This window comes from Defluviicoccus vanus (genome assembly GCF_014672695.1).
GTDB classification, from domain to species: Bacteria; Pseudomonadota; Alphaproteobacteria; order Rhodospirillales; family Defluviicoccaceae; genus Defluviicoccus; species Defluviicoccus vanus.
Map to the genome: position 1 here is coordinate 1,781,810 of NZ_CP053923.1, position 25,495 is coordinate 1,807,304.

Below are 25,495 nucleotides of genomic sequence, written 5' to 3' on the forward strand. Positions count from 1 at the left end.
GCCTGCGTCGGCCACAGCGTCATGCGTGTTTTCAGCGCAAATTGCGAACGACAGCACGAGGTCTTGCGGCAAGCGTGGCAACCAGTTACGACTTGGCTTTTTGGAACATAGTGGGAACAATATGGATGAAACATCATTCCCCATGAGCCACTGTCCGCCGCCGCCCCCAGGGGACCGCTGGGTGCCACAACCATCATCCGAGGTATCTTTCGCCTGTTCACCCAGCTCGATTACCGGGCATTGGTGGAGATGCCGCTGGCCAATGGCCGGCGTGCTGACGTGGTGGCCGTCGACCGTCGCGGCGGCATCGTCCTGGTGGAAGTCAAGTCGTCACTCGCCGACTATCGCGCCGACAGCAAATGGACCACCTACCTGGACTATACGGATCGGTTCTATTTTGCCGTGGCTGCCGACTTTCCCGTCGCCGTACTGCCTGCGGACACGGGCCTTATCATTGCCGATGCCTACGAAGCCGCCATCCTTCGCCCGGCTCCGGAACGCCAGATCGCCGCGCCACGGCGCAAGGCAATGCTGCTGGCGTTTGCGCGTCTTGCCGCCGGCCGATTGAGCGGGTTGGTCGATCCACCCTAGCCATAGCTCAACAGTCGATTGCCTTCGCGCCGCAGCCAGCAACGCGCCGAGGCGACGTCCTTCGCCAATTGCTCCACCGTCGCCCAGAACACACCATCGTGACCGCGGCAGGCCAAGTGCGCAACTTCGTGCGCCGCCACATAATCGATAACCGCCGGTGGCGCCATGATCAAACGCCAGTTGTAGCTAAGATCGCCCAGCGCCGAACACGAGCCCCAACGCGATCGCATCTCGCGCACCCGCACGCTGCGGACCGGTCGGCCGAGTTGGCTGGCCTTCACCGCCGAGCGCTGGTTGAGATCGGCCAGCGCCCTCGCCCGCAACCAGCGAGTCAACAGGCCGGCGAGACGATCGGCGGGACCACCCACCTCGATGGTATCGCCGACGTGTACGACGCCGGGTTTGCGATCGGCGTGATGGTGGATGCGCAGAGCCTCGCCGAGGACGGGAACGCTCGCCCCGTCGACAAAGGGCTGACGCGGCGGCATGGTTTGCAGCCGGCGCTCGATCCACGCCCGTTCACGTTCGACCATCGCCAGCCCTTCGGCGACCGGGATACCCGCCGGCAAGGTGAGCATCAGGCCGTCGCCCCTGCCGGCAATGCGCAAGATCATGCGGCGCGCACGCGCGTTACGCCGGATGCTGAGCGGCAGGGCAACGCCGGCGACATCGAGCATCAAACTGCCGTCCTCAGACTGCGAGGCGGCGCGGCCGGATGCCATCACGAATAGGCCGTGAACTCGAAGGAAACACGGGCCAGGGCCTCGCTCAGCGCCTTTGCCGCCGGTTCACGCAGCGGCAACAACGGCGGCCGCAGCGCCCGCCATTGCGGATCGCGGAGCGCGTGGGCGACAATTTCCTTCAGCGCGGGTGCCATCGGATAAGTAGCAATCAGCTTGCGCATCTCCGTGAGCTTCGCCTGCGCCGCCACCGCGGCGGCGTGGTTTCCCTGCCGCCATGCGTCGATCACCGCCAAGGCCATGGGGGCGATGACGTTGCAGCAGGCGGTGATGCATCCGGCGCCGCCGGCCTCCAGCAACGGCAGCAGCAACTCGTCGGAACCGGAGAACACCGAGAGACCGGGGAAGCGCCGCGCAATCGCTACCATACCGGCCAAGTCGCCGGAGGAATCCTTCAGCCCGGTGATCGTCTCCCCATAGCGACCGCAGAGGCGTTCGATCAATCCGGCGCTGAGCGGAACGCCCGACATCTGGGGGAAGTGGTAAAGGCAGATGCGGAGTCGGCCATCGCCCACCCGCTCGATCACCTCCGCATAGCTGGCGAAAAGTCCATCGTCGCTCACCGCCTTGTAATAGAACGGCGGCAACATGAGCACTGCCGCCGCGCCCAGGTCGACCGCCCGGCGCGTCAGCCGCACCGTATCGGTGAGCGCACAACAGCCGGTCCCCAGCAGCAGCTTGCGGGGCGGCAGCTTGGCGGCGTGCAACTGGTCGAGAAGCCCCAGCCGTTCCTCCAGCGAAAAGGAGTTGGCTTCCCCAGTCGTCCCCAGCACCGCAAGACCGTTGCATTCCTGCGCCAGCAGCGCCTGGCAATGGCGAACGAGGCGTTCCCCGTCCGGCGCCATATTGGCATCGAGCGGTGTCAGCACCGCCGGGAAAATGCCCTCCAGGCAGCGGCCCGCCGGCGTCGGCGTGGGAGCACCGTTCATGCCGGCCACTCGACGATGTGGTGTTCAAGCGGCCCCGCCTCATGTTCGGAGACAACGCGCCCACGGACGGAGAAACCCAGCCGGTGAACCATTTCCCGATCCCCGGAGACGAGATGATGCCAGTGGGGGAGCGGCTGCCCCTCGGCACGCAGGCGATAAGCGCAGGTGGATGGCAACCAGGTCACCTCGTTGATCAGGGCAACGGTCAGCTGCTGACAGTTGGGCACCCAACGATGACGTTGAGTGTAGCGGCGGCAGCGGCAGCTCTTTAGGTCGAGCAGCCCACAGGCGACGTTGGTAAAGCTGATCTCGCCGGTGCAGCCGTCTTCCAGCTTCTCCAGACAACACTTCCCACAGCCGTCGCACAGCGATTCCCACTGCGCCGCGGTTAGTTCGGCGAGAGGGGTGTCCTCCCAAAAGGGCCGCTTGGGATCAGGGGAAGAGGTCATGGCGGCGAGCGCGCTGCTGAAATGCGAGAGGGTGAGCAAAAGTCAATAACCGTAGTCCATACATCCTAAGTCGCACCGTCGGCGCTGTCGATCAGATGTACAAAGGATCCGAACACGCTTCCCTCCATCGCCCCCATGGCGCCGACGGATCCTCCCGCCGCATCCTGGCAATGAAACAGCGGGCAGGCGGTCTCCTCGCGAACGACCGTGGCATAGTGGAACTCATGACCGCGGAAACGGCTGCCGGCCACCCCGAGTGGGCAGTTTGCAGCCAGTGCCGCCTGCCGGTAACCGAGGTGTAGCCGACGTCCGGCGAAGGAGGTTTCCAGCGGCAACAGCCCAGCCATCGGGTGGCGCACCCCGTCCGCATCGATCAGCCCATGGCCGAGCACCATATAGCCGCCGCACTCGCCGAAGACCGCCGCACCGCGCGCCGCTGCCTGGCGCAAACCGGCGAGAAAACGGGCGTTGCCGGCGAGCAGGGCAGCGTGCAGTTCGGGATAGCCGCCGGGTAGGTATACCGCATCGCAATCGGCGGCGGGCGCCGCATCGGCGAGGGGAGAAAAGGGAAGGATCTCGGCACCGGCGGCATGCCAGCCGCGCTCCACGTGGGGATACCGGAAGGCAAAGGCAGGGTCGTCGGCGACGGCAATGCGCTGGCCAAGCGGTGGTACGGGCGGCGTAGCGGGCAAGGCGCTCGCGATCGACAGCGGTGGCTGCGGCTGCGGCTGCCGCGCCAGCCGCAACAGCGTATCCACGTCCACGTGGCAGGCTATCCACGCCGCAGCAGCGTCGAGAAAGGCATCGAGCGCCGGATGCTCGGCGGCCTGCACTAGGCCCAAATGCCGTTCCGGCAAGGCCAGCTCGGCAGCCCGCGGCAGGCACCCCAAAATCGGCAGGCCGGGCACCGCCACCGCGCAGGCCTGTCGCAACACCTGACAATGACGCTCGCTGCCGGCCCGGTTGAAGACGACCCCGGCGACAGCAACGTCAGGCCGATGGGTGACGAAACCGCGCACCACCGCCGCGGCGCTCGCCGCCTGCGCCCGAACATCGACGATGAGAATCACCGGCCAGCCGGTAGCCGCCGCCAGATCGGCGGTAGAACCGCTGTCGACGGTGGCACCGTCGAACAGGCCCATCACCCCCTCGCACACCACCCACGTCGCGTCCGCCGCCAGCATCGCCGTCAGTGCGGCCAGCGTCTGCCGGCGCATCGCCCAGGGATCAAGATTGACGCAGGGCCGGCCGCTCGCCGCGGCGTGGAAGGCGGGATCGATGTAGTCGGGTCCCACCTTGGCCGAGGCGACGGCAACACCGCGTCGCGCCAAATGTCGCAGCAGACCCAGGGTGAAGACGGTCTTACCGCTGCCGGAGGCGGGTGCGGCGATAATCACGCCCGGCGCCACAGGCGTCATCCTCCCACCACCACTACGCCGCGCCGGCCCAGCTCGCGCTCACTTGATCGCCTGATCGAGCATTGCCGCCATTTCTTCGGGTTTCATCGTGTGATTGATGAAGCGCAGGAAATGACCATCGGGTGCTATCAGATAGGAAAAGGACGAGTGGTCGACCAAGTAGTATTCGTCTCCTTTCACCGACGGGGATTTGCCGTAGTAGACACGATATTCCTTTGCCACGGCAGCGATCTGCTCGTTGGTTCCGGTCAGGCCTACCAGCTGCGGGCCAAAGGCCGCCACATAGGGTTTCAGCGTTGCCGGCGTATCGCGCTCGGGATCCACACTGATCAGAATCGGCTGCACCTTGTCGGCCTTGGCGCCAAGCAGCTTCAGCGCGTCGGCGTTGCGTGACAAGGATGTGGGGCAGATGTCAGGGCAGTAGGTGTAGCCGAAATAGATCAGCATGTACTTGCCGCGAAAATCGGCATCGGTGACGGTGCGGCCATCCTGATCCACCAGGGTGAATGGGCCTCCAATGTCGGCGCCGGCATTCTCCTGCAACGAGCCCGCCAGCGGCTGGCCGAAGTAACGGTGGGCAACAAGAAACCCGGCGCCCAGGAGGACGACGATGAGGGCAAGGACGACAAAGGCGCCGCGGAATGGCCGCTTAGCCGTGGAGGCTCGGTTCGGTTGGGTCATGTTCGGTTCGGCTCACGGTAGTTGACGTCAGGCAATGATCTGCCAAGCGAGATACGACAAGGCGGCGGCGTTCAACAGCATCAGCGCCGGCGCGACGCGTAGCGCCATCCCCCGCCACTGGCTGCCGACCACGTGTCCGGCCAAGCCGACGGCGAGGAGTGCCGGAAAGGTACCGGCGGTGAAGGCCAGCATGGCCGCGGCACCAGCAAGGGTACCGCCGCTCGCCGCCGCCGCGGTGAGCGCACCATAAAGGAGGCCACAGGGGATGAACCCCAGTACCACGCCCAGGAGATAGCCACGCCAGCCGACCGGCCGGGCGAACAGAGGGCGGACCATCGGCTCCACCCGCCGCGCCCACCAGCCGCCGCCGGCACTCGACCAGCGCCGCGGCAGGCGGCGCAGGGAATAGGCGAGGAAAAACAAAGCGGCGACAAGAAGCAGCACCGCCGACAGCCAGCGCACCTGCGCCAGCGCGGCGAAGCCACCGGCAAAGGTCGCCGCCAGGGTGCCAAGGAAGGTGTAAGTTGTGGCACGGCCCAGGTGATAGGGGAGAAGGGCGGCGCCACGCAGCCGGCTGAACTCGCTGAGCTGCGACGCCGGCACTGCCTCCAGGCGCGCTACCGTCTGGCTGAGGACAAAGGGACCGCACATGCCGACGCAGTGAGTGGTGCTGCCCACCAGCCCGGCGAGGAAGAGGCTGCCGAGCAGGCCCGCATGGGTGGTGACGGTGACACGGCAATGCGCCACGCCAGCGGCAAGCAGGCTGCTCAGAAGCTGGGGATCGTCCACTGACATCTCCCGCGGTGACCGCGCCGGCGCACCTGCAGCAGGCTGTCCGGTCGAAGGCGGTCTTCTATGCTCTCAAATACGGGCGGGTGCCAGTCCGCCGCGCCCGCGACTGGAGCTACAGTTGGTCCGATTGACTCGTTTGTCAAACGTGCTTGGTCTTTCGGCTTGGAACCCACCCGCATAAGGGCGCTAAGCTGCGACCATGGCCGACGACGAAAAAGCCAAGACCCTGCGTAGCGGCTGGACCACCGGCACCTGCGCCACCGCCGCCGCCGCCGCCGCTTGGCAGGCGTGGCTGACCGGTGCGTTTCCCGATCCGATCACCGTCGCGCTGCCGCGCGGCGGCAATGCGACGCTGTCACTCAGCCACATGGCTCTGACGGACGCTACGGCCGAGGCAGGGGTGATCAAGGACGCCGGCGACGATCCCGACGTGACCCACGGCGCCGAGATCCGCGCCCTCGTCGCTCCTGCACCACCGGGCAGCGGTATCCACTTTCGCGGCGGCGAGGGGATCGGCACCGTCACCTTGCCGGGATTGCCGCTGCCGCCGGGCGAGCCGGCAATCAATCCCGGCCCACGGGCGATGATCACCCGTGCTCTGACCGAGATCGCGCTGCAGGCCGGCGTCGCCGCCGACGTAGAGGTCACCCTCAGTATTCCCGGTGGCGCGGCACTGGCGGCAAAGACGCTCAATGGCCGACTGGGGATTCGTGGTGGCCTGTCCGTCCTCGGCACCACCGGCATCGTCGTCCCCTTCTCCTGCGCCGCCTGGATTCATGCCATCCACCGCGGCATCGATGTGGCCCGTGCCGCCGGCATCCTCCATCTGGCGGCCGCCACCGGCAGCGTCTCCGAAGCCGCGGTGCAGCGTCTTTACGGTTTCGAGGAACTGGCGCTGATCGACATGGGCGACTTTATCGGCGGCACGCTGAAGTATCTTCGCACCCACCCGGTGCCGCGGCTGACACTCGCCGGCGGTTTTGCCAAGCTTGCCAAACTGGCGCAGGGACAGCTGTTTGTGCACTCGTCGAAATCACAACTGGATCCGGCGGCACTGGCGCGGATGCTGGCAGATCTGGGCGCACCGGCCGACGCGGTCGAAGCCGCAGCCTGTGCNCGCCGGGGGGCGCAGGTCCTGACGATCGCCCAGGCGCAGGGATTGCCGCTGGCCGACGCCGTTGCCAGCGCCGCCGCCCAAGTCGCGGCAAAGGTGCTTGCCGGCAGCGGCGTCGCGGTAGAGGTGATCATCTTCGATCGGCAAGGCTCCCTGATCGGCCGCGCCGGGATTAGGGGTGGGGAGGATGGTTCGTTCGATGGTNNTAGCCGGGTGCTTATTCTCGGCGGGACGACAGAGGCGGCGGCACTCGCCAGTCAGCTTGTCGCCCGCTTCGCCGACCGGCTGGAGGTGACCACCTCACTCGCCGGACGACTGCCGGCCAACGCGTCGGCCCCGCCCAGCGCCGGACGGCTGCGCGTCGGCGGCTTCGGCGGCGCCGCCGGTCTCGCCAACTGGCTTGCCGACGAAGGCATCGATCTGCTCGTGGATGCAACGCATCCCTTTGCGGCGACGATCTCGGCGCACGCAGCAGCAGCGGGCACGGCTCGCGGCATTCCGTGGATTCGGCTTGTTCGCCCACCTTGGCCGCGCTGCAGTGGCGACCGCTGGCTCGAGGTCGCGGATTTGGAGGCAGCCGCGACGCTGTTGCCATCACTGGCGCGCCGCGTCTTCCTCGCCACCGGCCCCGGACGCGTCGAGGCCTTCGCAACACTCCCCGACGTCTGGTTTCTCGTCCGCGCCTTTGCGCGGCCGCCGGCACCATTGCCGCTCGCCTATTACACTCTTGTCGTCGCCCAGCCGCCCTTTACGGTCGAGAGCGAGACAGCGTTGCTGCTTCGCCATGCCATCGGTGCGGTGGTGGCCAAGCAAAGCGGTGGCCCGACAGCCGCCAAACTGGCCGCGCGGCGCNNGGATCTCTCCCTGCCGGTGGTGATGATAACCCGCCCTTCACTGCCGCCGGCAATCGAGATGGAGACAGTGGAGGCCGCGGTGGCGTGGATTGATGCGACCCTGAACGGCTGACCGTCAGCCGCAGTGATCGCAAATCAACCATTCGCCGGCCATTTGCCGTTGGCCACTTGACAGAGCGCTGACAGGGCAGAGAGAAAGCGGCGTCCGTAACCATAAGCCTCGATCGTCTGTCCCCGATCGTTCGCGAGGGCACTCAACGCCATGTCGACCGCGACGCCCATCACCCGCGTTTCCATCACGATGATCGTCAACGACCAGCCAGTGACGGCAGAGGTCGATCCACGGACACTGCTGGTCGATTTCCTGCGTGAAACACTGCAGCTGACTGGCACCCACGTGGGCTGCGATACGTCGCAGTGCGGTGCCTGCGTCGTCCACGTGGACGGCCTGAGCGTAAAGTCGTGCTCGATGCTGGCGGTGCAGGCCGACGGCAGTCGCATCGTTACCATCGAAGGACTGGCGCAGGCGGAGGACCTGCACCCGGTGCAACAGGCCTTCTACACCCAGCACGCGCTGCAATGCGGTTACTGCACACCCGGCATGGTGATGAGCGCGGTCGACCTGATTGCGCACAATCCCCAGCCCACCGACCGCGAGATCCGAGCGTGGCTGAAGGGGAACCTCTGCCGCTGCACCGGTTACCACAACATCGTCTCCGCCATCGCCGCGGCGGCACGTGCGGCGCACGCGCCAGCATCGGCCAACCCCTAGGCAAGCGAGTCGGCCGGCGCATGTACCCTTTCGATTATGTCCGTGCCAGCAGCGTCGAGGATGCGGTCAGCGCCGCGCAGACGACGGCGGGCAGCCGCTTTCTCGCCGGCGGCATGACCGTGCTGCCGATGCTCAAACAACGACTGGCCAATCCGACGCAACTGATTGACCTCGGCCACCTCGCCGGCCTGCGCTTCATCCGCGCCGACATCGACGGTATTCACATCGGCGCGATGACGACGCATGCAGCTGTTGCCGGCTCAGGTCTTGTCCGCGAGGCGATTCCGGCGCTCGCCCGCCTCGTCGACGGCATCGGCGATCCGCAGGTGCGCCATCGCGGCACGCTGGGCGGCGCGCTTGCCACCAACGATTCCGCCGGCGACTACGTAGCGGCAGCGCTGGCACTGGCGGCGACCATCGTCACCGACCGGCGAAGAATCGCCGCCGACGATTTCTTTCGCGGCATGGGAGAGACGGCGCTGGCAGCGGATGAACTGATCACCGAAGTGGTCTTTCCCATTCCGCGGCGGGCCGGCTATGCCAAGTTCGAGCAGCTCGCCTCCCGGTACGCCCTGGTGGCGGTGATGGCGGCAGAGACCACGGTCGCCGGACCACGGGTGGCGGTTATCGGCGCCGCGTCTTGCGCCTTCCGGCTGCCGGCTCTCGAGACGGCATTGAGCCGCCGCTGGCATGCCGCGGCGGCGGATAGTCTGGCCATCGATCCGGATGGACTCACCAGCGACCTGTGCGGCTCCGCTGCGTATCGTGCTGATCTGGTGGGCGTGCTGGCGCGACGCGCCATCGCCGACGCCGGCTGATCAGCGCTCGACACTGCCTTCGGCGGCCAAACACTCGGCCCGGGCCATGGCCTCGGCGTCATCAACATCGATCAGCACCGCCACATCGTCGCACTCCACCTCGACGACCCGTTCATTCTGGTCGCGCAGCAGCGCCCGACCGCCCTGATCGCCTTCGATCGCCGCCAGACGGGCCAACAACCGTGCCGGCCAGAGCACCGGATTTCCCCGCTCGCCCCTGCAGGTAGGCACGCAGATGGCCTCGCCATCGTGGACGTCGAAGGCGGCGATCAACCGGTCCACCAGTGTGGCGCTGATCAGCGGCATGTCGCCCAGAAGTAGCACCGCGCCGCGCAGTCCCTCCGGCAAGGCGGCGAGACCGACACGCAACGATGAGCTCAAGCCCAACGCGTGGTCGGGATTGGCGACGATCCGCACCGGCACGCTGGCGAGCGCCGCCGCCAAGGTCTGGCGCTGATGGCCGCTGACAACGACCACGGGCGAGGCTCGCGATTGCAGCGCCGCCTCCACCGCCGCCAGCACCAGCGGGCGGCCGCGGAAGGGCGCCAGGAGTTTGCCGTCGCCGCCGAAGCGATGACCGCCCCCCGCCGCCAGCACCACTGCGGCGATGCGGGGTCTGTTCTCGCCACCGCCGTCGTGTGCCGCGTCCGCCGTCGACTCCGCCGTCCTCGTGTCCGCCGTGGCCCGTGCCCGCGGCAACGGCCGGCTGGCAATCTCGGTCAGCAAGCCGCCAACGCCCATCGCCATGATGTCGGCAGCGCCCACCTCAAGGCCGGCGAGGGCTCGCTGCAGCACCCAGTCGAAACCGTTCAGTTTCGGCGAGCGGGCGCAGCCGGGCAAGCCAATGACCCGGGTCCCGCCGATTTGCGCCAGGAGGAGGAGATTGCCCGGATCCACCGGCATACCGAGGTGGACGACCTCTCCCCCAGNGGCGGTCACCGCCGCCGGAATGATGTCGTGGCGATCGGCGATGGCCGATGCTCCCAGCACCAGGATCGGATCGCAGCCAGCCAAGCGCTGTTCGGCGAGGGCGGTGGCGACGGCAGTTTCGGCGTGGGCGACAACTGTGCTGGCGGTGAGCGTGCTGCCGAGGGCGTCCAGACGGGCAGTGGTGGTCGCAACGGTGGCCGCGAGCACGCTCGCCTTGGTGTCGGCCTGGCGCGTCTGGATCAGGCCGGCGCGGTGGGGGCGAAAGGGTGCAAGAGTGAGCGGCGCCGTCTCCCTCGCGATGGCGATGCAGCGCACCACCGCTGCCTGCGTTGCGGCAAAGGGGATGATCTTCACCGTCGCCAGCATCTGCGCTGCAGTCACGGCGGCAAATCGCGGCAGGGTAGCGACGGTAATCGCCGCATCGACGCGATTGATGCGATCGATCGCCGCCCCGTCGATCACGGCGACGCCGGGACGGGCGGCGGACAGGTTGCAGCGGCCGGTGTGGGCAGCGCTCAGGACAACACCGTCGCCAGCCAACGCCGCGGCAACGGCGGCCGCCGCCGCATCCTCCGCCATGTCGTCGGCGGCGAGCTGGGCGACCACCACCTCGGCAATCCCGACCGCCTGCAGCAGCAGCAAGTCGTCGGCGGTGAGCACCCTGCCCTTGTTCAGCCGTCCTCCCGGCACCGGTAAACTATGGGCGAGGATACACCCAGTAGCATCCGTTACCGCCACCGGGCCGAACTTCACTCGCTTCGCTCCCTGGCCGCCTGCCGGCGCACCTGGGTGATCTCGGCAAGGATGGCGATGGCGATTTCCGCCGGCGTCGCCGCCCCTATGGCGAGACCCACCGGGCCGTGAATGCGCGCCAGGTCTTCCTCGGCAAAGCCCTGAGCGGCGAGTCGGGCAAGGCGGGCGGCGTGAGTTTTACGGCTGCCAAGGGCGCCGATGTAGAAGGCAGGCGAGACGAGCGCCACCTGCAGCGCCGCATCATCCAGTTTCGGATCGTGGGTCAAGGTAACGACGGCTGAGCGCCGGTCGAGGCCCAGGGCCGCCAGCGCTTCGTCGGGCCAGGCGTCTATCACCGTCGCCGTGGCAAACCCCTCCTGCGCGGCGAAGGTGCGCCGCGGGTCGATGAGGACGGCGCGGTACTCGGCCATCGCCGCCAGCCGCAACAGAGGTTTGGCGATATGCACCGCACCGACGACGAGCAGCCGCGGCTGCGGGGTGAAGACGTGCAGGAACAGTCGCCGACCATCGGCCTCGACGATGCCGCTGGCGTCCCGATCGATCGCCCGCCGCGCCGCCTCCAGCATTGCCGGCGACTGCGACAGATCGCCCGAGGGTTCGCTGTCGCCCTCGTCCAGCAGCGTCTGAGCGCCGCTCTGCAGATCGGTGCAGAGGAGCATGCAGCGGCCGGCAGCGCGGCCGGCCAGCACGCGGGCGAGCGTTGCCGCTTTCATTCNCACCCGCTCGACCAGCACCTGGATGCGGCCGCCGCAGGCGAGGCCCACCTCCCAGGCAAGGCTGTTGGCGACGCCAAACTCCAGCAGCTTCGCCACGCCGGAAGCGATGACGGCGCGCGCTTCCTCGATCACCGCCGCTTCCACACAGCCGCCGGAGACCGAGCCAACGAAGTGGCCGCGATCATCCACCGCCAGTTGGCTGCCGGCCGGCCGCGGCGACGCCCNCCAGGTGGCCACTACAGTGGCGATGGCAACACCCCGGCCCTGCCGGTGCCAGGCATCCGCCGTCGCCAGCGCGTCGTCCGCGGCATCGTCTGCGCCGCATCGCTCCGCTTCGCCCATGTCGCCCTCAATCAATCGCTTCCGTCCAAGGTATGATGTCTGCCTCTAGCTGATCATGCCAACCCCCATCAGCCAACACCACGCTTGGCAAGAACCTCAGCATATGACTAGGCGCACTACTGAAGACCATAAGCAGTCATCATGAAGTCGGAGGCACGAAATCTTGCCAAGATATCGTACGCTATGTTAAGTGCAGTTCGTGCGTGAGCGTAAATGTGAAAATGATATTTATGACAAATGAGCCGAGCTATGCCCGCGATGCTTTCTTCCGAGCAGACCTTCCGCGGCTTGTCGCCGCCAAAATTTTTCATCAAGCGCCAACTGAGAGCTCTCCGGATTTTCGAAGTACTATGCGTTCGTTGCGATTTTTCCATACGTTGACGAATGGTCTTTCTAGCAGCCTGTCGGACTTAACGCGAGGCGGAGCTGTGGGTTATAGAATCCGGGCATGGATTCACGCCCCCGGCCCGGACCTCTTCGGCATGAGCAACTTCCGCCCGATCGACCGCGACAGCGGATTTCTGATGCCGCCGTCGGTGGACGAGTGGCTTCCGCAGCGGCACTTGGCGCGGTTCGTGGTGGAGGTGATCGCGGGGCTGGATCTGCGGCCGATGACCGGCAGCTACCGTGGCTCTGGGGAAGCGTCCTACCACCCCAGCCTTCTGCTGGGCATTCTGATCTACGGCTACGCCACCGGGGTGTTCTCCAGCCGCAAGCTGGAGCGGGCGACCTATGACAGCGTGGCGTTCCGCTTCATCGCGGCGAACGATCATCCGGACCATGACACCATCGCCGCGTTCCGCCGACGCTTTCTGCCGCAGATCGAGAAGCTGTTCGTCCAGGTGCTGGTGCTCGCGCGCGAGATGGGCGTGCTGAAGCTGGGAACGGTCGGGCTCGACGGGACCAAGGTCCACGCCAATGCCAGCCGGCACAGCGCGCTGTCCTATGACCATGCGGGCAAGCTGGAGGCCCAACTGCAGGCCGAAGTGGCCGATCTCATGGCCAAGGCAGAAGCGGCGGACCAGGTGGACATCGCTGACGGCATGTCGATCCCCGACGAACTGGCGCGACGTGAGGAACGGTTGTCCAGGCTCGCCGAGGCCCGGGCGAAGATCGAGGCCCGCGCGAAGGAACGCTTCGAACGGGAGCAGGCAGACCATCAGGCGAAACTCGCAGCACGGGACGCCAAGGCAGCGGCCACCGGCAAGAAGCCCACGGGCCGTGAGCCGAAGCCGCCGGTGGCGACGCCGCTGCCCACGGATCAGATCAATCTGACCGACGAGGAAAGCCGCATCATGGCGGTGGCGGGCGGCGGTTTTGAGCAGTGCTACAATGCGCAGGCGGCGGTGGCGGCGGGCAGTCTGCTGGTGGTGGTCGCCGACGTGGTGCAGGCGCCCAACGACAAGCAGCAGCTTACACCCATGCTGGACAAGATCGGCACTCTGCCGGACGTGCTCGGCAGGCCGGACATGCTGTTGGCGGACAATGGCTACTTCAGCGAGGCGAATGTGCAGGCCTGTGTGGCCGGCGGGATCGAACCGCTGATCGCACTTGGTCGCGAGGCGCATCATCTCAGCCTGCAAGAGCGCTTCGCTGCGGCGCCACCGGCGCCCGAAGACCCCACCCCGGTTCAGGCGATGGCGTATCGGCTGCGCACGCCGCAGGGCCGCGCGCTCTACGCCCTGCGCAAGCAGACGCCCGAGCCAGTGTTTGGCATCATCAAGTCCGTGCTGGGGTTCCGGCAGTTCCTGCTGCGCGGGCTCAATGCCGCCCGTGGCGAGTGGAGGCTTGTAACCATGGCATGGAACCTGAAGCGGATGTTCGCCCTCAGCCGCGCCGTCTAGCCTGCGCGGCCAGTTCCGCAGGCGCGCCAGCGCGACCGCACCGCCCAAAATGGCGCTGACAGAGGCGCCGACGCACCGATCCCTACGCAGGTCCGGCGACGCCCGAGACGCAAGTCCGACAGGCTGCTAGCCTCATCAATCCCCTCATTTAAGCTATGTTCGTCAGTTGGGCGGTGATTGGTTTGTTTTTTAGCATTTCGAGGAACCTTTCGATCAACGGCCGGAGGCGGGGTTCGGGCATGGCCGGGATGAGGTCGTAGAGCATGCAGCCCTGGCGGAACAGGGAATGGGTTCGGCGTTTGGCGGTGTTGACCTTGAGGTGGCGGTCCATGCCGAGCGCTTCGCCGGCCTCGCCGAGCAGGGTGAGGAACAGCACGGCGAAGGCGTTGAGCAGGAGCAGGCGGTCGCGGCGCTGCGGATCGCCGATGCGCACGGCGCCGAGCCCCATGCCGAAGCGCAGATCCTTGGTGTCGCGGAAGCTGGGCTCGATGGTCCAGCGTCTGGCGTAGAGGTTGACGATTTCGCGGGCCGATGCGTCTGCCTTGCTCGTCGCCAAACACCAGGGCTCCTTCATCGCCTTGGCGTGGACACAGACGACGGCGCCGACCGGTTGCGCGGCGGCAGTGACCGAGGCGCCGCGCAGATGGCGCGCCCGGCCGCCCTTGCCGACCCACTCGGCCGCCGCCCGGCTTTCTCCGTCGGCGGCGTCGACGCGGATGTCGCCGCGGAACCGGATGACATAGGCGAAGCCCAATTTCGTCAGATAATCGAACAGTTTGCGGTCGCCGAAGCCGCGGTCGGCGAGGATCGTCGCCGTCGTCCCCGCCGGCAACACCCCGGCAAGGCGGCCGAGACACGCATCCTCGATGGCGTTGCGCTGGCCCGCCAGTTCCGCCTTCAGCATCGTCAGCCACAACAGCGGCGTCGCCCGGCCGTGCCCGGTCACCAGATTGAGCGCCAGCGTCGCCTGCCCGTCGGCGTCGAAATCGGTCCAGTCCATGGCGACGACGATTTCCTTGCGGCCGCCAACCGCCTCCGGAACCCATTGCCCGAACATCTCCCAGACGGAGACGCCGGCGTTGCTCAGCAGCCTGCCGACCTGTTTGACCGCATGCTTGGTCAGCAATCCCCGCGCCTGCGCCAACGCATGGCCGATCATCGAAACCGCCAGCGACGCACCGGTCATCACCCCCAGCGTGCCGTTGGCCAGCGACGCGATCCGTTTGGCGTGAACATGCCCCGCGAAAACCCCATCAAGAAACCGACGAACGTCGGTCAAACGAAACTCAGGACGCGCTACCCCGTTCACTTCCCCACCCCAACCCTCGAAACCTTACTCTCACCCTGCATAACCGACCGCCGCCGCCAAGCTCATCCGTAGCAACCCATTGATCCGTATCAAAACTCAAAATGAGGGGATTCCTGAGCTTTCTAGCCATCTTTCTGAGATTATTGAAAATGGTATAGAAAGTAATGCCGCGACAATACCGATAACAATCCCATATTCCACATAGTTTTCTTTTGCGGAAGTAAATTTTACCGCCGGCACCAAAAGAACGTTTAGGAATATAACATTCCATAAATAAAGGCTGTAGCTGATGCGGCCCAAAAACACAGACATTTTCGAAGAAAAAATTCTTGATAGCGGGCTCGTACTTTTTCCAGGCAAATGAGACACCAATAGCATTATACAAAACGCCTGAATCAATGTTGCAATGTTGGATTGCATCGAAAGCAATGGGCGAAGAATAGCGGCACCAATAACTATCGGCACCCACATCCAGCCGCTCATGACGTAGTTAACAACACGTGATTTTGAGAAATCATAGGCAATAAATCCACAAACGAAATAGATCAACCAGCGTGGAAGATAATAAGTTCCAAAAGACCACTGGGGAAAATATATTATCATAATCGAGTAGGCAGCAGCCAGCACCAACCCGAAAACGCCTAAATACCTTTTTAACATGAAGCATATGATTATGAATGGAATTGCTAGAATTTCAGCTTTCAATGTCCACGTTGCTCCGTGGACAGAGGTGTCGTACAGCGTCATATTTATTATGGTATTTCGCAATGAAGCGGCTGGATATATGGTTGGAAATATGATACGCAACGTTTCGTAGCAAATATACATTGCGGCTAGGCAGACAATTAGTGCGGGATATAATCTGGATATTCTCTTTATCGGAAATTTGGCGAGAAGCATGCCAAGGCGGCTAATATGTCCTTCCCTGTCCAAAGCGCCCATGAGAACCGCGCCACTCATGACAAAAAATATCATGACTGCCGTTTCTCCGCTAAATATAGCTACCAATGTTCGCCCCAACATATCATACCTTGAAAAGCTCCAGATCGTATTGCCTAGATAATTAGCGGCATGATCCTTGATAGGATATAATAATGCATGATATATGATGACTGCGCATGCCGCATATCCCCTCAATCCGTCGATGGCCGTTGATCTTTCACTAGGGCTTGATTTAGCGTTTACGAGAACGGTCTCTTTTTGTTTACCGTACATGCCGTCATCCCACAAAGAGAGTCGCTTGAATAATTGAATAGCAATTAGGCCAACGTCATTTTTGCGGGCGCGTCTCTATCTAATCCCCAATGCGCCGTGCGTCAGACAGTAAGTATCGTAGTGTAGATGTCGTAAGGTAGTGACGGATAGGAACGCCCTTAGGAACGTGGCTTGTCAGTAGCTTCATCTTGTGCACGTCGGTACCACAAACGGCCACCATGATGGTAACGAATATTCTGCGGAAGTCATGTGGGGTGATCTTGTTGCCCGCTGCTTCGCTCACCTTGAGCGTATCGTCGCGGGGGTTTTTGATGTGGTTTGCCTTGCCGCAGTTGCTAAAATTGAACTTGCTAGCCTTGACACGCTGGTGAGCCTAGAGCACGCGTAGCCTTATCGACCATCAGGGGCGCCGCCGTGGTGAAGCCATTCTCGGCGCCGGATTCGACAATAGGCGGAACAACGGCACGCGGTCGCGCAAAAGTGTACGCATCGTGCGCGCCAAGTCGTGCGTCGCGGCCCGATGCGTGCGCACAACCTCCGTGGCAAGAGGGAGACCGGCGTTGCCCATACCGGCACTGGAGGCTGAGTTAGGATGGCTGGGACTGCGGCTGTGCGGCGGCCTTTATCCTGACTCGGACGACACCCACGCTGCCGGGGCGGGTACGTTGTTGCTGGTCGGCAATGCCGGGGACGGGATGTGGGCGGCTTTTAACCGTGATTGTCAGCCCGCCACTCGCGTTGGGATCGCCGATCCCCTCGACGGCTGGATCCGCCGCACCGTTGGCGCCATCGCACGTTCGGCCGAGGCACGGGCGATCTTTCCCGCCGACGGTCCGCCGTTTGCGCCCTTCCAGCGCTGGGCGATGCGGGCCGAGCCGGTCTATCCATCGCCACTCGGTGTCCTCATCCATCCCACCTTTGGCCTCTGGCATGCCTACCGCGCCGCTCTAGCCTTCCCCGACGTGCTAACGTTGCCGCCGCTCCCGCCCATCCCCCACCCTTGCACCAGCTGTCAGGAGAAGCCGTGCCTTGCCGCCTGCCCGGTGGTGGCGCTAAGTCCGGATGGCTACGACGTGCCACACTGCGCCGCCCACGTCCGTGCTGCCGCCGGACGGCCATGCCGCGCGTTCGGCTGCGCGGCGCGGCGCGCCTGTCCCGTCGGCAAATCCTATCGCTATCCTCCCGATCAGGCGGCGTTCCACATGCAGGGCTTTCTCGCCCGACTGCCGGTAACGGACGGCACGAAGTGAACGACGGCTGCACGTGAAGTGTAGCGCCATGAACAGTGTCGTGATGGGCTCGGGGTTGCAACCACCTGACGGGCATGCAAGGTGAACGCTAGACCCTCGCCGCGCTCCTTGGCCCACCCTTTATCCTCTCGGCATCCTGAACATGGACCTGCAGCACGTTGCCCTCCTCGTCGGCGCCGGCATCCTTGGCGGCGGCATCAATGCCATCGCCGGCGGTGCTACCTTCTTCACNTTCACCTTTCCGGCGCTGATGGCCACCGGGCTCGGCGCCGTCGCTGCCAATGCCTCCAACACTGTAGCATTGGGGCCCTCAAGCTTCGCCGCCTTCCTGGCGATGCGTCGCCACCTCGCCGCCGCCCGTCATCTCCTGGTCTCGTTCCTGTTCCTGGGCGTGGTCGGCGGCGCGTTGGGCGCCTGGCTGGTGCTGTGGCTCGGCGATGCACGTTTCCGCGCCTGCGTGCCCTGGCTGCTGCTGGTCGCAACGGTGATGTTCGCGCTCGGCCCGAGGCTGGTGCGGATGATGAGGCGAGTCAATCTGCACCATGAGCGCCCCGCCGTCCGCGCCGCGTGCCTCGTCCTGCAAGCGGCGATCGGCGTCTACGGTGGTTTCTTCGGCGCCGGTATGGGGATGGTGACGCTGGCCGGGCTGAATCTGCTTGGCCTCGACGACATCCGGGTGATGAACGCGCTGAAAAACCTGTTCACCTCGCTCTGCAATGGCGTCGCCATCGTCGTCTTCGTCATCGCCGGCGTGGTGAGCTGGCCGCACGCGCTGTTGATGATGGCANNGGCGGTCTCGTCGGCGGCTACCTGGGTGGGCACGTGGGCAACCGCCTCCCCGCCGCCGTGGCACGAACGNATCGTCACCACCGTCGGCACCGTCCTGACCATCGCCTACTTCCTCAAAAGCTGAAGCCGCTGGCGGCCAGCAGGCGCGCCAAGGCGGGCAGGCAATGAACGTGTTCAGGCGTAAACGGCGACGGGGAAAATGGCGAGCAGGTCGGCTAGGCGGAGGCTGAGCGTGCTGCCGTCGGTGGCGTCGTCGCCCGGGGGAAGCGCCGGGGGAAGTGGTTGGCGGGTAAAGATGTTCTGCAACCGCAGGGCGGCCTGGCCCGCCGGCAGCACCACGGTGGTGTCCTGCCAGGGGGTGGCACCAAGCGGCCAGATCTCGGGTGGCTCAATCCACGCGGCGACCAGCCGCGGCACCACCACCAGCACCAGGTCTTCGCCCTGCGAACGCATAAAGGCACAGACCCTGTCGGCGGCGGGACCGACCACATCGAGCGGCTTGTAGCCGCCGGCAACAAACAGCGCCGGCTGTGTCTGGCGCAGCCTCATCAGGCACCAAGTGACAAACATTTTCACCCGGCCGCTCGGCCAATCGTTCAGCAGCTGCGTCAGCCAAGCGGCATCAATGCTGCGGTTCCATTCCGCCTGCAGTTCGGCGAGCGTCGCCTGGCGCAGGGCGTAGTCCACCGGGCCGCGGTTGTCCGGATCCACCAGACTCAGGTCCCACATCTCGCAGCCCTGATAGATGTCGGGTACGCCGGGTGCGGTCAGCTTGACCACGACCTGCGCCAGGCTGTTGATGACCCCCACCGGGGCGACGCGGTCGACAAAGGCAGCAAAGGCCTCGACGAAGGGGTTGCGACCACCGACGTCAAGTGTGCGCTGGACGAAACCGATCAGCGCCTGCTCGTAGACCGCATCCTGGTTGGTCCAACTGGAATGCAGCTTGGCCTCGCGCACCGCCTTCAACATGAAATCGACCATGCGCTGGCGTAAAACGTCCATGGTCGCGGCGTCGGGCTCGGGCATACCGATGAAAGCTGTGGGCCAGGCACCGAGCAGCGACTGATAAAACAGATACTCGTCGTTCTCGGAGGGTGCGTACCCACCGTTGAACTCGGACTTGTGTCGGCGGTTCTGCGTCGACCAGCGCTGCACCCCGTCCGCCCACTCGGCGGTCAACTCCGAGAGGGCATTGATGCGCGCCCGCACATCCTCGCCGCGCTTGGTGTCGTGGGTGGCGGTGGCGAGCATGGTCAGCGGCCAGCGCTTCGCCACGTCCTGCTGCGTGCGATGGAAGCTGGCGAGCGACGTTCCGAAGCGGGTTGGCGATCCGCCCACCTCGTTCAAGGAAACGAGGCGGTTGTAGCGGTAGAAGGCCGTGTCTTCGACGCCCTTCGCCATCACTGCGCCGGTGTACTGCTGGAATTTCAGTGCCAGACGTCGCACCTCGCGCCGGTTCAGCGTTGGCGTACTGCCGCGGCCAATGTCGGTGGTCAGCAGACTGTGGAGGAAGTCGAAGACGCTGAGGTCGGAGCGGTCGCTGCGGCGGCGCCCGTGGCTGACCGCCCAGTCAAGATCGCGGCGATCCTCGTTGCGGGGACCGTTCCAGTCGATGTAGGTGCGGTAAACTGGGAAGGAGGCGACGATTTCCCGCAATGCCTGGCGCAGCCCCACCAGGGTGAAGTCGCGGGTGAACCAGTTGCTTTCGGTGAGGTGGTTGATTTCGTTGGCGAGGACGCGCAGTTCGCTCGCCAGTTCCTGTTCCATCGCCAGCTTGCGGCCGCGGTAGGTCATCTCGTCAAAGGTCCGGGTCTGGCCGACGAAGGACAGGTAGCACGCATCGAGTGCCGCCTCGGCAGCCGGATTGACGAACAGCGCGTTGACTGCGTTGAGGAAATCGTAGCCGGTGGTGCCGGCAATCGGCCAATCGGCAGGCAGCGACTCGTGCGAAGCCAGGATCTTTTCGACGACGACGTAGAGTTGGTCGGCGTCTCCATTGCCGGCACCGTTGCTGTTCTCTGCCGGGCGTCCCTGCCGATAACGCTCCTGCAACCGCTGCAGATACTGGCGAGGATCGAACAGGCCATCCACGTGATCGATGCGCAGTCCGTGCACCTTTCCCTCGTCGATCCAGCGAAAGACGAGGCGGTGGATGGTTTCGAACACTTGTGGCAGTTCGACGCGCACACCAGCAAGATCGTTGATCTGAAAGAAGCGGCGGTAATTGATCTCCTCGGCGGCGACCCGCCAGTACGCCAGCCGATAGTGTTGCAGCTCCAGCAACTGGTGGAGGCGGCGGAAGGAGGCGGCGTTGCCCGGCGTGCCGTTGATTTCGTCGATCACCGCGTCGATCTCGGCGCGCAACGCCGGGTCACTTTGCAGCAGGGCGGCAAGATCGGTGCACATCCGCTCGGCAAGAGCAAACCGTGTGCCCCCGCGCCGGGCGGGTTCGCGCCGGGCGCCGCAGTTCGTCGAAACCGGCCGCAAGCAGCGCCAACTGGCCGTCGTGCGCTGGATCGAGTGCACCGGTCTGCCGCAGCCGGTCGATCGCCGGGCGCAGGATCCGTCCATAGGTCGGCGGCGCCAGCGGCAGGCGGTTTTCGTAGTACCAGACGCTGAAGCCGCCTTCGCCCGCATCAAGGGCGAGCTTAAGTTCGCCATTGTTGAGAATCGTCCCGTAAGAGTCGCCAAGCAGTGGCACCAGCAGCTTGCCATGCAGCTCTGGCTTGGCCGGACGCCAGTCGATGTCGAAGAACTCAGCAACCGGGAGTCCTCACCCCAGGTGAGGACATCGAGAAACCAACGATTGTCGGCACCGAAGATGCCCACATGGTTGGGGACGAAATCGAGGATCTGCCCCATCCCGTGCGCGGCCAGGGTGGCGCAGAGGGTGGCGAAGCTCTCCGCGGTGCCGATCTCGGGATTGATCTCGTTGTGATCGGTAATATCGTAACCGTGAGTGCTTTCGGGGCGAGCTTTGAGATAGGGCGAGGCGTAGAGATGACTGACGCCGAGTTCGGCCAGATAGGGCACGATCGCCGTCGCATCATCGAAGGTGAAGCCCTTATGGAACTGCAGTCGATAGGTGGCGAGCGGGGTTGCCGGAGACGGTAACTGCATCAATAATCCTCTTAGGTTGTTTCGCACAAACTCCAGGCAACCGACCACGCAGGCAGGTCCGACGCGCTCGCTACCGATGGCGCCGTCGCGAAGAGCAGACGGCCGCTTAAGCTTTGCGGCGGCATCGCTTTCGCCTTCGCGCCAAGGTTGGCGCACAGCAGCAGCCGGGAGCCATCGCCCAGTTGCCAGTCGGCAAGCAGTGCCGGCCCGTCGCGCCAAATCATCCGGCCAGCGCCAGGGCGCAAGCCCGGCAGTCGCGGCACAATCTCGGCGCGGCGGAGCGCCAGCAGCCGTCGGTAGTGCTCCAGCATCACCACGTGCTGCTCTGGCGCATCACGGGTTCGCCAGTCGAGCTTCGAGGCCTCAAAGGTGCTCGCTGCCGTCGGATCGGGGATCCGGGCACGGGCTTCCGGATGCTGGAACGCGGCGAACTGGGCGAACTCCCGCCGTCGCCCCTCGCGCACCGCGTCGCGTAGATCGTCGCCGAAATCGCAGAAGAACAGGAATGGCTCGGGTGCGGCCCACTCCTCGCCCATGAACAGCAGCGGCGGCGACGGCGAGAGGAGCAGCACAGCAACGGCAGCGCGCAGCGCCGCCGCCGATGTCAGCTGGGCGATCCGCTCACCGAAGGCGCGGTTGCCGATCTGGTCGTGGTTCTGCAGGAAATTGACGAAGGCGGTAAGCGGTCGATCGAGGCTGGNGCGTCCCCGCCTGGCCCCATCGCGAAACGGCGACGGGTCGTCCTGGTATGCGAAGCCTTCGGTGAGGCAGCGCGCTAGGTGCTTGCCAGGATCATCGGCATAATCGGCGTAGTAACCTTCGCTTTCGCCGGCCAGCAACTCGTGGCAGGCGTGATGACTGTCGTCATTCCACTGTGCGGTATAGTAGGCCGGCTGCCGCGCTACCGTGGGGCACAGCCATCGCGCCTCGTTGGCATCGTTCTCGAGGATCAGGTGAACATAGCGATCCGCCGGCATCGCCGCGTCAACCCGCTGTGCGATCTCGCGCAGGATGTGCGGCGTCGAGCGGTCGTCGATCGCGTGCACCGCATCCAGTCGCAAGCCGTCGAACTGGTACTCCTGCAGCCAATAAACCGCATTGGCGATGAAGAATTCCCGCACCCAGCGACTGTCGGGACCATCGAAGTTGATTGCCGCCCNCCACGCGGTATGGCGTTCGGCGTTGAAGAACGATCGGGCGTAGACGTAGAGGTAATTCCCTTCCGGACCGAAGTGGTTGTAGACTACGTCAAGGAACACCATCAGATCGCGGTCATGCGCGGCGTCGATGAGGGCCTTCAGATCATCGGGGCAGCCGTATTGTGCATCCGCTGCGAACAGCAGCGCCCCGTCGTAACCCCAGTTGCGGGCGCCGGGAAAATCGGCAACCGGCATCAGTTCTATGGCGGTAACACCAAGGTCGACCAGGGCATCCAGTTTGTCGATGACGCCGCGAAAGGTACCAGCGGGCGAAAAGGTGCCGACATGGAGTTCGTAGATCACCGCCTCTTCCCACGGCCGCCCGCGCCAGGCGTGGTTGCGCCAAGCGTAGTGGCGCGGATCGATCACCTCGCTCGGCCCATGAACATCAAAGGGCTGGTACCGCGATGCCGGATCTGGCACCCCCAGCTGGTCGTCGATGACGAACTGGTAGCGGGCGCCGGCCATCGCATCCGCCACCGTCATTTCGAACCAGCCATCGTCGTTCTGTGGCATAGGCAAGCGCCTGTGGGCGCCCGCGCCGAGGAGGACAAGACTGACGGTGCGTGCCGTCGGCGCCCAGAGGCGAAAGCGCGTCCCCTCGGCTCCCACCTCGGCCCCGAAGGGCANTGGCGTAGGCGAAACTGTGGTTGCACGCACTCATAGGGCGAGACCGTCTGCCGCTTCCGCTGCCGCACGCACAAAGACGACGGTGGATCGCGGCGCAACCGGATAGGCGGTGCCATCTTCGTACAGTTGTTCGCTGTCGCTGCCGTTGTCGAGATCGGCATCAAACAGTAGCGACCAGCCGACTCCCGCGGTGATCGAAGGCAGCACCCACTCCACCGCATCGTGATGGGCATTAAGGATGACGAAAAAGCTGTCGTCCGGCTGCGGCTCGCCCCGCGCCGTCAGGTGGTATTCGCCGGCTTCGCCGCGGACCAGAAAGCTGACCCAGTGCATGTCACCACTGCCCCAATCCTCGTCCTCGAAGGCTTGGCCGTCAGCGCGAATCCAGCTGATATCGGTAATTTCCGTGCCCTTGATCGCGCGGGAAAAGAAAAAGCGATGGCGACGAAAAACGATGTGGTCCTGACGGAGCTTGATCAACCGGCGAACGAAATTACCGAAGGCCTTGTCCTCATCGCTGATCGCCTGCCAGTCAATCCAGCTTATTTCGTTGTCGTGGCAATATGCGTTGTTGTTGCCGCCCTGAGAGCGACCAAACTCGTCACCGGCGACAAACATCGGCACACCCTGTGACAGCAACAGCGTTGCCATCAGATTGCGCCGCTGCTTCAGCCGTAGACGCAACACTTCGGGATTATTCGTTTGGCCTTCTTCGCCGCAATTCCAGCTGTTGTTGTTATCCGTGCCGTCCAGATTGTTTTCCTCATTGGCGTCGTTATGTTTGCCGTTGTAGCTGACCAGGTCGGCCAGGGTGAACCCGTCGTGCGAGCAGATGAAGTTGATCGACGCCTGCGGCCGCCGGCCATGGCTATTGAAAATATCGCTGGAGCCGGTGATGCGGGTGGCCAGATCGGCTACCTGATCGCCGTCCGCTTTCCAGAAGCGGCGCACGGTGTCGCGATAGCGGTCGTTCCATTCGCCCCAGCCGGCGGGAAAGCCGCCCAGCCGATAGCCGCCAAGTCCCACGTCCCACGGCTCGGCGATCAGCTTGACCCGCGATAGCACCGGGTCCTGGCGCATGGCGTCAAGAAAGCCGCAGTGGCTGTCGAAGCCGGAGCCTTCGCGGGCGAGCGTCGTCGCCAGATCGAAGCGAAAGCCGTCCACGTGCATCTCTTCGACCCAGTAGCGCAGCGAATCCATCACCAGCTGCAGAACGCGTGGGTGTCGCAGGTCGAAGGCGTTGCCGCAGCCGGTGAAATCCAGGTAGTAGCGCGGGTTGTCGGGCAGCAGGTGGTAATACGACGCGTTGTCGATGCCCCGAAATGAAAGCGTTGGCCCCATCTCGCTGCCTTCGGCGGTGTGGTTATAGACCACATCGAGAATAACCTCGATTCCGGCGGTGTGCAGCACCTGGAGCAGAGTCTTGAATTCGCCGAGGTGACCGCTGGCAAGGAAAAGCGGATGTGGCGCGAAAAATGCTAGCGTGTTGTAGCCNNCCCAATAGTTGCACAGCCCGCGCTCGATCAGGTGGCGATCATTGAGGAAGGACTGGATCGGCAGTAGTTCGACCGCGGTGACGCCAAGACTGCGCAGATAGTCCACCGAGGTGGAGGTGGACAGTCCGGCAAAGGTTCCGCGCAAATTCTCGTCGATGGCCGGGTGGCGCATGGTGAAGCCGCGCACATGCAACTCGTAGATGATGCTGCTGTGCAAATCGGTGCGCGGCGCCCGGTCCTCGCCCCAGGTGAATGCCGTGTCGACCACTCGACACTTGGGCATGAAAGGCGCGCTGTCCCGCGTATCGAAACTGAGATCATCCCCACCGATGGTGTAGCCGAAATGGGCATCGTCCCACGCCACATCGCCGACGAGGGCCCGCGCATACGGGTCGATCAGCAACTTGTTGGGATTGAACCGATGCCCCTGCTCTGGGGCGTAGGGTCCGTGCACGCGATAGCCGTACCGCTGCCCCGGGCGGACATCCGGCAGATAGCAATGCCAAACCTCGTCGGTGTATTCAGGCATGCTGATTCGGGCCTGCTCCACGTCGCCGCCCTCATCGAACAAGCAGAGCTCCACTCGCTCGGCATTCTCCGAAAACAGGGCGAAATTGACCCCCATCCCGTCCCAGGTGGCGCCGAGTGGATAAGGCGCTCCTGGCCAGATGCGCACGCCCTCAGATGTCATCCGACATTCTCCTCAATGCTTGGCAACGACCGCCACTGAGAAAAACAACG

Annotated in this window: 20 protein-coding genes and 1 pseudogene; 8 read left to right on the forward strand and 13 right to left on the reverse strand. The window is 64.6% G+C overall.

The genetic code is table 11. The features are described 5' to 3' along the window. Nucleotides 1-192 precede the first annotated feature (192 nt). A complete protein-coding gene (locus HQ394_RS08075; RefSeq protein WP_263053790.1) occupies nt 193-591 on the forward strand; it encodes an MmcB family DNA repair protein in 399 nt (132 codons plus the stop codon). On the opposite strand, the gene HQ394_RS08080 is transcribed toward HQ394_RS08075, so the two are convergent. The 6 genes from HQ394_RS08080 to HQ394_RS08105 all read right to left on the reverse strand — a co-directional run bounded on the left by HQ394_RS08080 (nt 588) and on the right by HQ394_RS08105 (nt 5,597). After that, a complete protein-coding gene (locus HQ394_RS08080; RefSeq protein ID WP_190262806.1) occupies nt 588-1,268 on the reverse strand; it encodes a M48 family metallopeptidase in 681 nt (226 codons plus the stop codon). The genes HQ394_RS08075 and HQ394_RS08080 overlap by 4 nt on opposite strands. Nucleotides 1,269-1,312: 44 nt before the next feature. Continuing rightward, the gene (locus HQ394_RS08085) at nt 1,313-2,260 is read right to left on the reverse strand and encodes a dihydrodipicolinate synthase family protein (RefSeq protein WP_190262807.1); all 948 of its coding nucleotides are present in this window, start codon (nt 2,258-2,260) and stop codon (nt 1,313-1,315) included. Next, complete coding sequence (locus HQ394_RS08090) at nt 2,257-2,709, reverse strand: YcgN family cysteine cluster protein (RefSeq protein ID WP_190262808.1); 453 nt, start codon at nt 2,707-2,709, stop codon at nt 2,257-2,259. The genes HQ394_RS08085 and HQ394_RS08090 overlap by 4 nt, the downstream gene beginning before the upstream one ends. 65 nt (nt 2,710-2,774) lie before the next feature. Beyond that, nucleotides 2,775-4,127, reverse strand: a complete 1,353-nt coding sequence (locus tag HQ394_RS08095) for a cobyrinate a,c-diamide synthase (protein ID WP_190262809.1) — start codon at nt 4,125-4,127, stop codon at nt 2,775-2,777. A 39-nt stretch (nt 4,128-4,166) separates the two neighbouring features. After that, nucleotides 4,167-4,808, reverse strand: a complete 642-nt coding sequence (locus tag HQ394_RS08100) for an SCO family protein (protein WP_190262810.1) — start codon at nt 4,806-4,808, stop codon at nt 4,167-4,169. Nucleotides 4,809-4,835: 27 nt separating this feature from the next. Continuing rightward, entirely contained in the window at nt 4,836-5,597 is a 762-nt protein-coding gene (locus HQ394_RS08105; protein ID WP_223291953.1) for a sulfite exporter TauE/SafE family protein, read from the reverse strand. 202 nt (nt 5,598-5,799) lie between these two features. Between HQ394_RS08105 and HQ394_RS21480 the strand changes: the two are divergent. The 4 genes and pseudogenes from HQ394_RS21480 to HQ394_RS08120 all read left to right on the forward strand — a co-directional run. Next, nucleotides 5,800-6,885 (forward strand): annotated as a pseudogene (locus HQ394_RS21480) (cobalt-precorrin-5B (C(1))-methyltransferase); the annotation flags it as partial. Nucleotides 6,886-6,927: 42 nt separating this feature from the next. Then, complete coding sequence (locus HQ394_RS21485; RefSeq protein WP_223292062.1) at nt 6,928-7,680, forward strand: cobalt-precorrin-6A reductase; 753 nt, start codon at nt 6,928-6,930, stop codon at nt 7,678-7,680. A 150-nt stretch (nt 7,681-7,830) separates the two neighbouring features. Next, nucleotides 7,831-8,340, forward strand: a complete 510-nt coding sequence (locus HQ394_RS08115) for a (2Fe-2S)-binding protein (RefSeq protein ID WP_317629020.1) — start codon at nt 7,831-7,833, stop codon at nt 8,338-8,340. A gap of 20 nt (nt 8,341-8,360) precedes the next feature. Further along, nucleotides 8,361-9,158 (forward strand): FAD binding domain-containing protein, encoded by a 798-nt coding sequence (locus tag HQ394_RS08120; RefSeq protein ID WP_190262813.1) that lies wholly within the window; start codon nt 8,361-8,363, stop codon nt 9,156-9,158. Here HQ394_RS08120 and HQ394_RS08125 read toward each other — a convergent pair whose 3' ends face one another. Beyond that, nucleotides 9,159-10,667, reverse strand: a complete 1,509-nt coding sequence (locus HQ394_RS08125; protein ID WP_456151564.1) for an NTP transferase domain-containing protein — start codon at nt 10,665-10,667, stop codon at nt 9,159-9,161. It lies immediately after the preceding gene. Nucleotides 10,668-10,837: 170 nt separating this feature from the next. Next, nucleotides 10,838-11,899, reverse strand: coding sequence for an XdhC family protein (locus HQ394_RS08130; protein ID WP_190262815.1), 1,062 nt, complete (start codon nt 11,897-11,899; stop codon nt 10,838-10,840). A gap of 482 nt (nt 11,900-12,381) precedes the next feature. On the opposite strand from HQ394_RS08130, the gene HQ394_RS08135 reads away from it, so the two are divergent. Further along, nucleotides 12,382-13,743: an IS1182 family transposase gene (locus HQ394_RS08135; protein ID WP_190260069.1), complete on the forward strand. Its 1,362-nt coding sequence runs from the start codon at nt 12,382-12,384 to the stop codon at nt 13,741-13,743. Between the two features lie 148 nt (nt 13,744-13,891). Here the strand turns inward: HQ394_RS08135 and HQ394_RS08140 are convergent, their stop codons facing one another. Next, entirely contained in the window at nt 13,892-15,022 is a 1,131-nt protein-coding gene (locus HQ394_RS08140; protein ID WP_190262816.1) for an IS4 family transposase, read from the reverse strand. Nucleotides 15,023-15,148: 126 nt separating this feature from the next. Continuing rightward, nucleotides 15,149-16,267 carry an acyltransferase family protein gene (locus tag HQ394_RS08145; RefSeq protein ID WP_190262817.1) on the reverse strand — a complete coding sequence of 373 codons (1,119 nt, stop codon included), beginning with the start codon at nt 16,265-16,267 and terminating at the stop codon, nt 15,149-15,151. Nucleotides 16,268-16,827: 560 nt separating this feature from the next. Here HQ394_RS08145 and HQ394_RS08150 point away from each other — a divergent pair. Next, a complete protein-coding gene (locus tag HQ394_RS08150; RefSeq protein ID WP_190262818.1) occupies nt 16,828-17,517 on the forward strand; it encodes a hypothetical protein in 690 nt (229 codons plus the stop codon). 142 nt (nt 17,518-17,659) lie between these two features. After that, nucleotides 17,660-18,430 (forward strand): sulfite exporter TauE/SafE family protein, encoded by a 771-nt coding sequence (locus HQ394_RS08155; protein ID WP_190262819.1) that lies wholly within the window; start codon nt 17,660-17,662, stop codon nt 18,428-18,430. Between the two features lie 50 nt (nt 18,431-18,480). On the opposite strand, the gene treY is transcribed toward HQ394_RS08155, so the two are convergent. The 3 genes from treY to glgX form a co-directional block, all read right to left on the reverse strand. After that, on the reverse strand, nt 18,481-21,429 hold the full coding sequence (gene treY / locus HQ394_RS08160; RefSeq protein ID WP_223291954.1) for a malto-oligosyltrehalose synthase: 2,949 nt from the start codon (nt 21,427-21,429) through the stop codon (nt 18,481-18,483). 11 nt (nt 21,430-21,440) lie between these two features. Then, a complete protein-coding gene (treZ, locus tag HQ394_RS08170) occupies nt 21,441-23,288 on the reverse strand; it encodes a malto-oligosyltrehalose trehalohydrolase (protein WP_223291955.1) in 1,848 nt (615 codons plus the stop codon). Next, entirely contained in the window at nt 23,289-25,445 is a 2,157-nt protein-coding gene (gene glgX, locus HQ394_RS08175; RefSeq protein WP_190262821.1) for a glycogen debranching protein GlgX, read from the reverse strand. Between the last annotated feature and the right edge of the window lie 50 nt (nt 25,446-25,495).